Below are 11,841 nucleotides of genomic sequence, written 5' to 3'. Positions count from 1 at the left end.
GGCTGTCCTCTACTCTATCCACATCTCGTTGATGAGTGGTGCATCAGCGCTGTTGGTAAACGTGATATTTATCAAAATATCATCGCTGGTATTGGTATATCGAGCCACAAACAGCAACCTTGGGTTGCCTGCCCGGTTAACTGCTGCAAGTAGCCGCTTACATATAAGCGGGCCAAGCTCTGGCGCAATTGCCTTGTAAGCGTTTTGAAACCCATCAGGCGTAATTCTGGCCGCCAGAGAGTCTGTCATCACGTTTCGGAATGCCTGATAGTCGCCGGTTTCATGGGCTTTTAACGCGATATCAACCACCGGCATTAATATCGCTAATGCCTCGGCTGCGTTTTTCCCAAAGCAACCAAAATAACCTTCCGGCGGCTGGTTATCGTCATTCATGCTCCCTCCTGTTGCGGCGTTATGTGCATTTCACAAATCTGCGCTGCCCGCCCACTAATTCTGCAGTCCCCAGAATCGCTTGCGGCACTGCCCCCGGCAAGTTCAAAATTGTAAAATTTTGTAGAGACAATTTTTTGAAATTTAATTCACCCCTTTTGTGCTGCCCGGTCGTTATACCCAAAACCAGGGAGTACACACTATGCAATTAACTGCGAATCCAACCTTTCAACCCGTGATTATGTCAGGCCATTGAGTCACCTGCTACTGGCCGCGCTGGTCACTTTCGGTTTGTTTGTAATGATGGCCAAACTAATCGAGCAACACGGCGAAGCCCCAAAAGTGGAAGAGCCGGTGGTAATTGATGATTTTTTACTGCACGTGGAAGAGCCTGAAACTATTACCAGACAACCGGTTAAGCCGATGGAAAAAACGCTCGAGCAGCCCCCTTCGCTGCCAGAGCCGGTTGAGTCTGATCCTGGCCCCAATGAGCTTAGCGTTAACGTAAACCCAGTCATACCTGGCAATCAGATAGCCATTAATACAGACTTTGGCCAACAAAGTGATGCGTCTGCACGGCCGATAGTCAGGGTGAACCCCAGCTATCCTGCCGATGCGGCCCGACAAGGCATTGAAGGCTGGGTGCAATTAACCTTTGACCTCACGCCCCAGGGAACGGTAACCAATATCACCGTAGTGGATGCCGAGCCGCTGCGTATCTTTAACCGGGAAGCCAAACGGGCGCTGGCAAAATGGCGTTATCAGCCTCAGGTAGAAAAAGTTGTACCTGCGGGTCAAACCGGGTTACAAGTAGTACTGACCTTCAAGCTGGAGCAGTAAGGACCGCCTGTGGGGATTGCTAAACTCGGATTTCTACGCACTTTCCTGAAATCGGAAACTGCCACAAGCTGCAACGAAACTTTGTTCAGGCGCTATCGGCAAACGGGCGATAGCGCCGCCCTGAGCGCGCTCTACGATCAGCACTGTAATAATTTGTACTATTATCTGCTGGTAATGAGCGACCCCAACACCGCGGCAGACGTCACCCAGAAAGTCTGGCTCAAAGTAATGGAATCAAAGCAGGACTATCAATGTGAGGGGCGCTTTCAGGCCTGGCTGTTTACCATTGGGCATCGGATGCTTATCGATGAGTTTCGCCAGAGTAAGCGCTGGCAGGCCGATACCGACCCGGATTCCCTGGGGTCAGTAGCGCCGGTGAGTGATAACGAAACCGACTTTCATCAGTTGCTTAAACATCTCCCGTTTACCCAACGGGAAGCTTTCTCGCTACAGCAGGAAGGATTTAGTTTGCAGGATATTGCCAGCATCTGTGATGTGCCGGTTGAAACGGTAAAAACGCGCCTGCGATATGCCCGTAACACCCTGAAAAAACATTGGAAAACATCATGAACGAGTCCGACCGTCAAGACGCATTGCAACAGGCATACAACACTGCTAAGCAACGTTATCCGGCGCCAGGGCGGATAAAACGGGCCGTGTTGAATCAACAGCCCGGCAATCAACAGCACTTCCTTGAGCGCGCTAAAGCCAGATTGCCCGGCCGGGAGTGGCTGGCGCTGGCTGCTGCAGTAGGCAGCCTGTTACTGCTGGTTAAGGGCGCCCCGCTTATTAACCAGCCAATGCCTGACAATGATCTCATTGCCCTGGAAGTGGAATATCATGGCTATCAGGATGACGTGGCGAGCCTTCCCGATTATCGCGAAAAACTGACTTTGTATACCCGTGAATATACCCGTCAGTTAACCACATTAAAGGTGTTTTATTCGCGCCCGGCCATGCTGGCCAGCCATCAGGGAAACTGGTTGTTTACCGATTGTGATAATCAGACCATTACTGTTTCTCATGAGTTAATTGATGATTTGCGGGCACTGCAGCGAGTAGATCCGGCCCTGGTTGAAGGCACTTTTGTCGCCCTGGCCTTTGATAAACAAGGCCGGCTGATAAAAATAGAACAGGCTCCCATCAAGAGCTGCTAGCTTGGGCGGGCACGCTAATTTTTGCTGGTCAAGCGTCCAACAACATGGTTTCATTAGCTTTAACACCATTCGCGATATGCAAGCGGCGCTACCTGCAAGGACTCCCACCGTGAAAAACCTATTTCAAGCTATTGATAATAAAGATACCGAAACCTTTGCAGGCTTTTTAGCAGAACATGCCACCTTTCGCTTTGGCAATGCACCAATAGTCGCTGGCCGGGCTAACATTGCCGCCGTGGTCGACGACTTTTTCAACAGTGTTAAAGCGCTTTCTCACACAGTGGCTGAGACCTGGCGAACCCCAACCGGGGTAATATGTCAGGGAACAGTGACTTATACCCGTTTTGATGACAGTACTCTGACCATCCCGTTTTGTAACATCTTCAGGGTTAATGAGGATTTAATTGAGGAATACCTCATTTATGCCGATGTTTCGGCGCTCTGACTGTTTGCAACACTCCTTATAAACCCCACTGCCTCTGGCATACAGGGCGCTGTAAAAAGTGCATGCTTTTTGCGTAACAACTGTGCTATGTTAATTTTTAGCTATTGTACTTGCATAAAAACTAACAAAAATGAGTACAGAACAGGAAATAATAAAAAAACATCAACCTGTGATCCGCGCGTTAATTCCTTATCAGCAGCAAGGTCGTCTGCTCGAGGGTCTTAACCGTTTCTCGTCGCGCCTGAATGCCCAGGCCAGACAAGTCATCAAAGAGGAAGTTATACGCTTAACGTCGCAAACCGACGCGCCGGCGGATAACTCGGCCTTTGCTCAGTTTCCGGTAAAACGCTTTTCTCACTTTGGTATTGAAATGACCCTCGATAAAGTGGGCACGGAGATCCTGAAAAAAGAAACCGCCCGCTACATGGAACAATATACCGTTGGTGTGTTTGAGTCGATTACCAATTCGGCGCATTATCAGGGCCTGGTGCAGCGTAAGTTACGCGAAAAAATCATAAACGCGTTCACGGTTCAAACCCAGTCTTATCAGGATATTCAGTTTAATAACGACCTCTCTGTTACGCCGAACTTTTCGGTGGCCACCCAGGCGTATCAGAATGGCAGAACCGTGGCTGTGGTGGCATTAAGTGCCACGCAACTTACCATTGCCTGTACCCGCTCACCCAAATTTACCTCGGTTACGGATATTCCGGTTATCTTTCCGCATATTGCCGGCTTGTGTTCGGCTACTGAAGTCATTCATTTCGACTATGTCCGGGTAGAATTTAATGCGGCCTCCCAGCGTCATCATGCGGTGTTGCAACTGGCGGAACAGGATCAGCACTGGCAGGCGGTGTTTCAGCAGTACCTCAACCGCGTAATGTTGCGCCTGCCCCTTGAGCGCGACCTCGAAATAGAGCGCTCCATGCAGGCTCTGGACCGCGATAGAATTGTGCAAAACTCGCCGTGGCTGCCGGTATTAATGAAACAGGACGGTGCCAGGCTCACACCTCGAATGGTGCTGATGACGCCGGTAAATACCCAGCGCAACCCGGCTTACCGAAGTAAACAGCTCCTACCCGGTAAAACTGCCCTGCAGAGAATATTAAAAGAGCTCAGCGCTTTTAACGAAGCTTTTGTACTGCGGCTGACCATCACTAAACGAGGCAGCGATCCTGTTTCACTGTGCACCACAGTGCGCCAGTTAGAACGGCAAAACCTGCTGGCTAACTTTGTTCAGTTGGGGCTGGAACATGAGAGTCTGGAACTCTGGCAGTATCGCCTGGCTAAGGTTAGCCGTGGCAGTCAGGAAACCGCTCGGATCCTGCAGGATATGTCTCACCAGGATCATAATGATATTTTGTCGATGGGGCATATTCTCTACATTCGCTCCATTAACGAGGCACTTGGTCCTTTACAACTACTTAGTCAGCCAGACAAAGCGAAGCTACCCCGCCAGTATATTGATCATGACAGTCAGTATCCGCTGCATTTTGTGATGAACGAAGATATCGACCGGCGCAAGCAACCGCGCTTCAGAATTGAAACCGATGCGCAGGTAAAAGTAAGCCTGATGAGCAGTTATGCCGCCACGGTGCGGGATTTTTCGTTAGGCGGCATCCAGCTTCAGATCCACGATTGTCATGAGGCTGTTTTACCGCCTGAGGTGAAGGTAAGTATCGTCGACTTCAAGCTGAAATCACAACGTTATAAAGTTCTGGATTACAACCAGCAAACCGGGGTATTGCGATTACTCGCAATCGCTACCGATAACACTTCAAAAGTGCTCAAAAAGCTCAGCTCGGGCTCGTCTCTGCAATCCAGTATTGAAAATATTATGCTCAGGCAATCCCTTTATTTCCGCTATATGTGGGAAGTGGTAAGCCGCCATTATCCGAATGCCGCGTTACAGGTTGTCACCGGCAGGCAGATGATCCACCGCATGAAAACCTTGTACACCACACAGCAAAATAATGACCTGCATCCTTTTGCAGTGTGCGATCACAATGCCCCGCTACATGGATTTTTTGCCGACATGGGTAAATCACCACCAGATTCTTCGGTACTACGCCGACTGCTACAGCAAGCTGAGCGTTATCATCTGGCCATTCATTGTGAGCGCAAAGCCGACAATAAACTGATTAACCTTACCCAGGTGCAATGCTTTGAGTCGTCACTGCGCTATAAAATTAAACAATCACTGGAAGAAGAAGAAACTCAGCTTTATGTGGCGGGAATTGAATGCCAGAAAAATGAATCGGTGAGCACGCCGATGTCCAAGCAACGACTGGCGCTGTTGTCACGCATTGATCTGGAAGTGTATGAAAAACTGCAGGCCCTGCAACAAAATTACTCCCATGTGATTCATATTATCGATCTGTCGGCGTTGCTCAATTCCTTTATTAAAACTGGCATTGTACCGGACCCGGCAAAGGAGAATGCCGAAGCTGCGGCATCCACCAACAAGGTTACATAATAAAGTCGACCACCCCACCGTCTACGCGCAGTGCGCTGCCCGTGGTGGCTGACGCCAGTGTCGAGCAGGTGTAAGTGATCATGCTGGCCACTTCCTCAACCGTTGCCATGCGTTGGATCACCGATGACGGGCGATTTTCCATAACAAACTTCACCCCGGCTTCCTCAATAGATATGCCATTTTCTTCAGCTGATTGCGCCAGGAATGCCTGCGCGCCCTCGCTCAGGGTAGGCCCGGGCAACACTGCATTCACGGTCACACCGGAGCCAGCCAGACGTTTCGCCAGGCCCCGGGATAAACCAAGCAACGCGGTTTTACTTACACCATAATGAATCATATCGCCGGGAATATTCAGCGCAGACTCAGATGCCACATACAGGATCCGGCCCCAACTATTTTCAACCATGGCTGGCGCATAATGACGACTGAGGCGAACTGCCGACATCACATTCACATCGTAATATTGCTGCCAGGTGTCATCGTCAGTATCAAAAAAGTCCTGAGTACCGTAAATGCCCAGGTTGTTAACCAGAATATCTGCAGCTGGTACCGCCTCAATGAGCTTGTTGCAACCTTCTGCAGTGCTTAAGTCTGCCGCTACACCCGATACGTCAGCGTTGGCAACTGCCTGCTTCACCGCATCCACTGCCTGCGTAACTTTTTGTTCGGTACGGCCGTTAACGATAACTTTTGCGCCGCATTGAGCAAGCTGTTTGGCTGCTCCCAGTCCGATACCTTCTGTTGAACCGGTAATAATTGCCACTTTTTCATGTAAATCGATTTTCATTTGCTAAACTCCATGTTTTGTAGGGTGAGATAAGTTATACGCCGAAGATGGAATTTCGTCATAAGTGGTTGTGAAACGGAGTATTCGAAGGAATAGAATCATGCGTAACGCAGTCAGAGCCGGTTTTGCAAACACCTCGTTCTAAATAACTATTGCATAGCTTCAGGCAATGTTGCTAATGTGTGAGTCTGTGTTTAGAGACTGCTTTTGTCTTGCTGAAAGCAGGTCGATGCTTTGGGTTGTATAAAGCACACAAGAATATGATTATCTTAAAAATTTTTTTAAAAATAACGCTACTTAGTATAAGTTTAATCAGTAGTGCTGTGGTGACTGCGAAAACCATTACGGTGGTTGACGAACAAGGCCGACCGTTTATTGATGCTGTGATCAGCGTGGCAGCGGCCGCCGGAGAAAAGTCGAACCTGCCTGCCCCTTCCCGGCAACCGGCTATTATGGATCAGGTAAATCGCCAGTTTGAGCCCACCACGCTGGTTATCGAACAGGGCCAGACTGTGGTGTTTCCCAATAGCGACAACATCCGCCATCACGTTTATAGTTTCTCTCAGCCTAAACCTTTTGAAATTAAACTCTATGCCGGTGACTCTGTGCCGCCCGTGCAGTTCGACAAATCGGGGATCGTGGTGCTTGGCTGTAATATCCACGACTCCATGCTAGGGTTTATTTATGTAAAAGATAGCAATCCCTCGTGGCAAACCAACCAAAATGGTCAGGCCGAAATAACCACCGCGCAAGGTGAAATACTGATTTGGCATCCAGACCTCTCCGTTAACCACCTTGAGCGATTGCCCTATGCGCTAACCGGCGGTGACGAGCCGGTCACAATCACTTTGCCACGAGTTGCCCAACTGGAAACATCCAAACGGGTATTTGGCAGTAGCAAGTTTAAACGCCAATGACGGTTACCCTACGTCAGTCGCTGTTTCAGATACTGTTTATTGGTATTTTTATCACAGCGTCGATGATCCTGGGGAACGTCTGGACGGTCACCTCAAAGACCGCCTTTAATCAGGTGACTAAAAATATTGAAGTCGCCAATTCTGTATTGGAGCAACTGCTGCAGGATCGTAGTGAACAGCTACTCAATTCGGCAAGGGTACTCACTGACGACTTTGGCTTTAAGCAGGCGGTGGCCACCGGCGATATTCCAACCATTCAAAGTGTATTACAAAATCACGGTCAGCGTATTGAGTCAGACTTTATGATGCTGACCGACTTATCCGGTAAGGTGTTGGAAAGCCAGCCGGGTTATTTTGCCCGCGGCAGCGAATTCCCTTACCCCGATATCATTAACACGGTGCTCGAAGAAGGCGGTTCTGAGAATGCCATCATTGTAGACGGCAGCCTGTACCAGGTAATTATGTTACCGGTTTATGCCCCTAACCCCATTGCCATTGCCGGCATAGGTTTTATGGACGGCGATGAGTTTTTAAAACAGGTCAAAAAAATCATCCAGGCTGATATCATCGTTTCTTCAAAACGCTCGGTAAATGGCTCTCATGTGGTATTGCACAGCAGCTTGCCCTACATTCAGGCTCAGCGAGTAATCAATGCCGATAGGCAAACCCTGAACTGGTTTGATGTAACCTTTTCACGGGATACCCCTTACCTGACCCGCGACATCAAATTGCCCGACACGTTAAGTAATGAAGTATCAATAACACTAGCGGTAGACGTATCAACCCACTTTGATAATTTTACCCAGTTGCAATTTAATATCCTTGGTATTTCTTTGCTGGCTATCGCCGGCTCTATGTTGCTATCAATGTTTATGGCCAGCCGGGTCAACAAGCCAGTGGCCAGCTTAGTCACTGCAGCCAATCATCTGGCTGACGGTAATTACGAGCAAAGCGTAAAAACCTCCGGGCATTTGCAGGAAATTAACGAACTGTCAGACGCCTTTGTGCGAATGAAAGACAGTATTCAAAGCCGTGAGCAGCGCATTCTGATGCAATCGCGGCTGGACATGCTTACCCGTCTGTATAACCGCAGTTACATGGAAGAGCTTATTCAGCAGCGTCTGGATGCCGGTGAGTCTTTGCAGGTTATCGGCATCAATATTCGCGATTTCAGAACCATTAATGATCTGTATGGCTATTCCAATGGCGATACCTGCATTATTACAATTGCTGAGCGTATTAAACGCTGGCGTGGCACGGCGGCCCGCTTATCCGGTGGTGAGCTCGTGTGGTTTGCCAACGAGCCACTCACTGACGAACAATTGGAAACCTTCCATACGATCCTGGAACAACCGGTTGCTACTCAGCAACTGGTAATGCCAATTAAACTGGTATTCACCGTGGTAAACTGCCCTGCTGATGCCGATAACGCCCAGGATCTTTTCCGGCGCATGAATATTCTGCTCGATGAAGCAGAAATGGGCGCTAACTGGCTGCTCCAGTTCAGCTCAGAAATAGAGCAGCGTTATCTGCGACGCCTGAGTATTATCACTGAATTAAAAGAAGTGCTGCAGAGTGAACAGGATGAATTATCGCTGGTTTATCAGCCTAAGATTAGCCTTAAAACCCGCCAGGTAAACGGCCTTGAAGCGCTTATCCGCTGGAACAGCCAGCGCCTTGGCTTTATTCCACCGGATGAATTTATTGAGATTGCTGAACAGGCGGGTTTTATTGAACAAGTGACCGACTGGGTACTTAACCGGGTCGTTGCCGATATCCTGATACTCCGTGCGCATCAGATACATATCAAACCGGCGGTCAACTTGTCGACCCAGGATATTCAAAACCGGCCATTACTTGAACGGCTCATTGCCTTACTTGATGCCAATGAATTAAGCGCCGATAATATTACCCTTGAAATCACCGAAAGCGATTTGGTAGCCGATGCTAAGATTGCCATCGCCAACCTGCAATTTTTGCAGGATAAGGGCTTCAGTATTGCTATAGATGATTTTGGCACCGGCTATTCATCGCTGGCGTATTTGAAGCACCTGCCGGTTTCAACCATTAAAATTGACAAGGCATTTGTACTCAATCTGAGCACAGATACCGACGATCAACAAATTGTCAGGACGGTGCTGAGCCTGTCGACTATCTTTGATCTGGACGTTGTTGCCGAGGGCGTTGAAGATGCCAACGCAATGGAAATCCTTGCTGACTGGGGTTGCCACACGGCCCAGGGCTATTACATTAGCCGACCGCTACCACTTGGCGGACTGATTGACTGGCTGGCATCATCTGACTATTACCAACACTAGGGAGTTTTGCGTGCGACTAACAAAACTGCTAAGCAGTACCCTTATTTTCTGCACCGGCCTGGCTTGCGCCGGTGACGGTAAACTGATTGGCACCGCGGGCCTTAACCAGCTGGAAGGCAGCGGCGGTGGCGGCATTGTGCCCTGGGCTACCTTATCGGGTTACGATACTCAGGATGAGGTGTCAGCCAACGCGTTTATCACCCAGGTGAACCTCGATGACTACCGTCTTAACGTACTCGGAGCCAGCGTGTCGCTTTATGACCGCGCAGAATTCAGTGTAGCTCGTCACGTGTTTGATCTAACAACCCTTGGCGGCGAGATAGCGCAGACGGTTTACGGCGCCAAGTTTAAGCTCTACGGCGATGTTGTTTACTCTGACTGGCCGCAGTTGAGTGCGGGTGTGCAGTATAAGGATCTTGAAGACACCGCTGTGGCCAATCTGGTGGGCAGTGAAGACACCTCAGGCACTGATATTTACCTGGCTGCTACAAAAGTCCATTTGGGCGCCGCTGGCGGCTATAACCTGGTCTGGAACCTTACCGGCCGGCTGACCAAAGCAAATCAGCTGGGTCTGCTGGGTTTCGGCGGTCCGCAAAACAGCGATTATGAACTGATGCTGGAAGGCAGCCTTGGCGTGTTGTTTTCCCGTCATTTCGCGGCAGGAATAGAATATCGCCAAAAACCCGACAACCTGGGGCTTGGTGAAGATGACTGGATGGATGTTTTTGTGACTTATATCCCCTCTAAGAATGTTAATTTTACCCTGGCGTGGGCCGACTTAGGCAGCATTGCCGGCGCTACCGGCCAGAAAGGCTTGTATTTATCTGTGGGAGGTCAGTTATGGTAAAACCACTGTTGGTCATTGCTGCTTGTGTAACAATCCTTAGCGGCTGTGCCAGTCGCTCTGACACGCTGTATGAAGAACTGGGCGGCCAGGCAAAAATTAACGAAATCGTTGAAAACTTTGTTTATGAAATCGAGTACAACGACACTATCCTGCCCTATTTTGCAGACACCGACATCGACCGCTTTATGGAAAAGTTTGCCGAGCAGCTGTGCGTTTTTTCAGGCGGCCCCTGCAGTTATTCGGGTGATACCATGGAGCAGGTACACGGCGGTATGAACATTACCGAGGCTGATTTTAATCTGACCGTAGACTTATTCATTAACGCCATGAATAAAGCCAATGTTCCCCATACCGTGCAGAATAAACTGATTAATCGAATGACTCATACCCGCGAGCAAATGCTGTATCTCTGAGCACAAAGAAGCAGAATCAGTCATTCAGCGTTGATTAAACAAATCCCCGCCATCTGGCGGGGATTTTATTGTCTGTGGGACAATCGTTCAGGCTTTACTATCCACTTCTTTACACCGTGCAATTTGCGGTATCAGAGCTTTAAAGGGGGTAATCTGGCTTATCGGCTTTCCCGCCGCTACTTGTTCGGCTATTCCTGCAAACTCAGCATCAGACAGTGCACTTCTTAATACCTTGTCCATACAACTACAGAAGGCTACCGCATGGTTATCCTGACGTTCGATGCAACGGGCTATACAACCCTGCTTTATTGAGCTTTTGAACGCCTCCAGCTGTTCTGAAGAGAGACTGCCTCTGGCACTGACAGAGAAGGTAACAGAAAGTGCAAAGAGCACTGCATATTTCATTGAGATCTCCGGGTTATGTATTTATTCAACAGGATTAGATCTAGCCGTTTGCACAACGTTTAAAATTACGTTGCATGACTAAGCCAAACGCCATACCAGAGATAAGCCAGGTATTTTCTGGCAGGTCAGTTATGGTATCCATAAAAACAAAGCCAATCAGAATCCCATACACCAGGCCCAGCAACAAAGAAATTAGCCAAACCTGTAATCCAACCGGCAAGGATAAAGCTGCCCAACGGAGGAAAAACGCCTGACCATCCCCCTGCTTATTAGTGCGATAAAGTAGCCTCATTCCCCAGAACTGCAGTAGCGCAAAAGCGAAGAAATTGGCGATTTGGTACCAAAAGGCAAATACGTCACTTTGTGTGCAGCTTACCGCCACCGGAAATACCATGGCACTGGCAAACAACATACTGAATACGAGCAGGTGTTTAAAAGCTAAATCTTCGCTGACTTGTTGTTGGTGAAGTTTAATGGCCAACGCCTTAGCGTTGATAAAATAGAGATCTTCAATCATAACGTCCTTATTCACATAACATCCTGTAATTCAAAGCAGAGTACCTTAGTGGTTTTAAAAAGACCAGATAGTGCAACTCAAATGGCATGACAGAGTAATAAGGCTCTTATAAACGAAACCTTGCAAGGTAATAGTAATAGGTAGTCATAATGCTTGTTGGTGAGTAACACGCTCAGATAGCGTGGCGGGTTGCTGCTGAAGCGGTTTGGAAGCCCTGATATTATTCAATTCTGCAGAAAGCAAAAAGGCTCGCATCTCTGCAAGCCTTTTCTTGGAATGTGGCGCGTGTGGATGGGTGAAGCCGGTGGTTTTAAGCAAGTCAACAATTT

Annotated in this window: 14 protein-coding genes; 9 read left to right on the top strand and 5 right to left on the bottom strand. The window is 48.7% G+C overall.

Annotation, left to right across the window (positions count from 1 at the left end):
- Positions 1–9: 9 nt before the first annotated feature.
- Positions 10–393 carry a hypothetical protein gene (locus D9T21_RS14035; RefSeq protein ID WP_123325590.1) on the bottom strand — a complete coding sequence of 128 codons (384 nt, stop codon included), beginning with the start codon at positions 391–393 and terminating at the stop codon, positions 10–12.
- A gap of 249 nt (positions 394–642) precedes the next feature.
- Between D9T21_RS14035 and D9T21_RS14030 the strand changes: the two genes are divergently transcribed.
- The 5 genes from D9T21_RS14030 (at position 643) to D9T21_RS14010 (ending at position 5,308) form a co-directional block, all read left to right on the top strand.
- Complete coding sequence (locus tag D9T21_RS14030; protein WP_123325589.1) at positions 643–1,230, top strand: TonB family protein; 588 nt, start codon at positions 643–645, stop codon at positions 1,228–1,230.
- 9 nt (positions 1,231–1,239) lie between these two features.
- The gene (locus D9T21_RS14025; protein ID WP_241155715.1) at positions 1,240–1,800 is read left to right on the top strand and encodes a sigma-70 family RNA polymerase sigma factor; all 561 of its coding nucleotides are present in this window, start codon (positions 1,240–1,242) and stop codon (positions 1,798–1,800) included.
- Positions 1,797–2,387 (top strand): hypothetical protein, encoded by a 591-nt coding sequence (locus tag D9T21_RS14020; RefSeq protein ID WP_123325588.1) that lies wholly within the window; start codon positions 1,797–1,799, stop codon positions 2,385–2,387. The genes D9T21_RS14025 and D9T21_RS14020 overlap by 4 nt, the downstream gene beginning before the upstream one ends.
- A gap of 109 nt (positions 2,388–2,496) precedes the next feature.
- Complete coding sequence (locus tag D9T21_RS14015; RefSeq protein ID WP_164464694.1) at positions 2,497–2,832, top strand: nuclear transport factor 2 family protein; 336 nt, start codon at positions 2,497–2,499, stop codon at positions 2,830–2,832.
- Between the two features lie 130 nt (positions 2,833–2,962).
- Positions 2,963–5,308 (top strand): PilZ domain-containing protein, encoded by a 2,346-nt coding sequence (locus D9T21_RS14010; protein WP_164464693.1) that lies wholly within the window; start codon positions 2,963–2,965, stop codon positions 5,306–5,308.
- Here the strand turns inward: D9T21_RS14010 and D9T21_RS14005 are convergent.
- Positions 5,301–6,095 carry an SDR family NAD(P)-dependent oxidoreductase gene (locus D9T21_RS14005; RefSeq protein ID WP_123325585.1) on the bottom strand — a complete coding sequence of 265 codons (795 nt, stop codon included), beginning with the start codon at positions 6,093–6,095 and terminating at the stop codon, positions 5,301–5,303. The two genes, D9T21_RS14010 and D9T21_RS14005, sit on opposite strands and share 8 nt — an antisense overlap.
- A 326-nt stretch (positions 6,096–6,421) precedes the next feature.
- On the opposite strand from D9T21_RS14005, the gene D9T21_RS14000 reads away from it, so the two are divergent.
- The 4 genes from D9T21_RS14000 to D9T21_RS13985 are packed head-to-tail and all read left to right on the top strand — an operon-like array spanning position 6,422 to position 10,590.
- Positions 6,422–7,012, top strand: a complete 591-nt coding sequence (locus D9T21_RS14000) for a methylamine utilization protein (RefSeq protein WP_164464692.1) — start codon at positions 6,422–6,424, stop codon at positions 7,010–7,012.
- Positions 7,009–9,330 carry a bifunctional diguanylate cyclase/phosphodiesterase gene (locus tag D9T21_RS13995; RefSeq protein WP_123325583.1) on the top strand — a complete coding sequence of 774 codons (2,322 nt, stop codon included), beginning with the start codon at positions 7,009–7,011 and terminating at the stop codon, positions 9,328–9,330. The genes D9T21_RS14000 and D9T21_RS13995 overlap by 4 nt, the downstream gene beginning before the upstream one ends.
- Positions 9,331–9,340: 10 nt before the next feature.
- Positions 9,341–10,177, top strand: a complete 837-nt coding sequence (locus D9T21_RS13990) for a DUF3034 family protein (protein WP_123325582.1) — start codon at positions 9,341–9,343, stop codon at positions 10,175–10,177.
- Positions 10,171–10,590: a group I truncated hemoglobin gene (locus D9T21_RS13985; RefSeq protein WP_206427275.1), complete on the top strand. Its 420-nt coding sequence runs from the start codon at positions 10,171–10,173 to the stop codon at positions 10,588–10,590. Before D9T21_RS13990 ends, D9T21_RS13985 begins: the two co-directional genes overlap by 7 nt.
- An 87-nt stretch (positions 10,591–10,677) precedes the next feature.
- On the opposite strand, the gene D9T21_RS13980 is transcribed toward D9T21_RS13985, so the two are convergent.
- The 3 genes from D9T21_RS13980 to D9T21_RS22880 all read right to left on the bottom strand — a co-directional run.
- Positions 10,678–10,995, bottom strand: coding sequence for a hypothetical protein (locus tag D9T21_RS13980; protein ID WP_123325581.1), 318 nt, complete (start codon positions 10,993–10,995; stop codon positions 10,678–10,680).
- Between the two features lie 40 nt (positions 10,996–11,035).
- A complete protein-coding gene (locus D9T21_RS13975) occupies positions 11,036–11,527 on the bottom strand; it encodes a hypothetical protein (protein WP_123325580.1) in 492 nt (163 codons plus the stop codon).
- Positions 11,528–11,656: 129 nt separating this feature from the next.
- A partial coding sequence (locus D9T21_RS22880) for a hypothetical protein (RefSeq protein WP_206427274.1) occupies positions 11,657–11,841 on the bottom strand: 185 nt, incomplete at its 5' end.

It is taken from the genome of Marisediminitalea oceani (assembly GCF_003731635.1).
GTDB classification, from domain to species: domain Bacteria; phylum Pseudomonadota; class Gammaproteobacteria; order Enterobacterales; family Alteromonadaceae; genus Alteromonas; species Alteromonas oceani.
Note: the sequence above shows the minus strand (reverse complement) of the source record. Positions and strands in the feature narration are given on the sequence as shown.

Bases quoted from the DNA above. Each gene is read 5' to 3' on its own strand.
- D9T21_RS14035 (WP_123325590.1), bottom strand. From the start codon at position 393: ATGAATGACGATAACCAGCCGCCGGAAGGTTATTTTGGTTGCTTTGGG.
- D9T21_RS14020 (WP_123325588.1), top strand. From the start codon at position 1,797: ATGAACGAGTCCGACCGTCAAGACGCATTGCAACAGGCATACAACACT.
- D9T21_RS14010 (WP_164464693.1), top strand. From the start codon at position 2,963: ATGAGTACAGAACAGGAAATAATAAAAAAACATCAACCTGTGATCCGC.
- D9T21_RS14005 (WP_123325585.1), bottom strand. From the start codon at position 6,095: ATGAAAATCGATTTACATGAAAAAGTGGCAATTATTACCGGTTCAACA.
- D9T21_RS13995 (WP_123325583.1), top strand. From the start codon at position 7,009: ATGACGGTTACCCTACGTCAGTCGCTGTTTCAGATACTGTTTATTGGT.
- D9T21_RS13985 (WP_206427275.1), top strand. From the start codon at position 10,171: ATGGTAAAACCACTGTTGGTCATTGCTGCTTGTGTAACAATCCTTAGC.
- D9T21_RS13980 (WP_123325581.1), bottom strand. From the start codon at position 10,995: ATGAAATATGCAGTGCTCTTTGCACTTTCTGTTACCTTCTCTGTCAGT.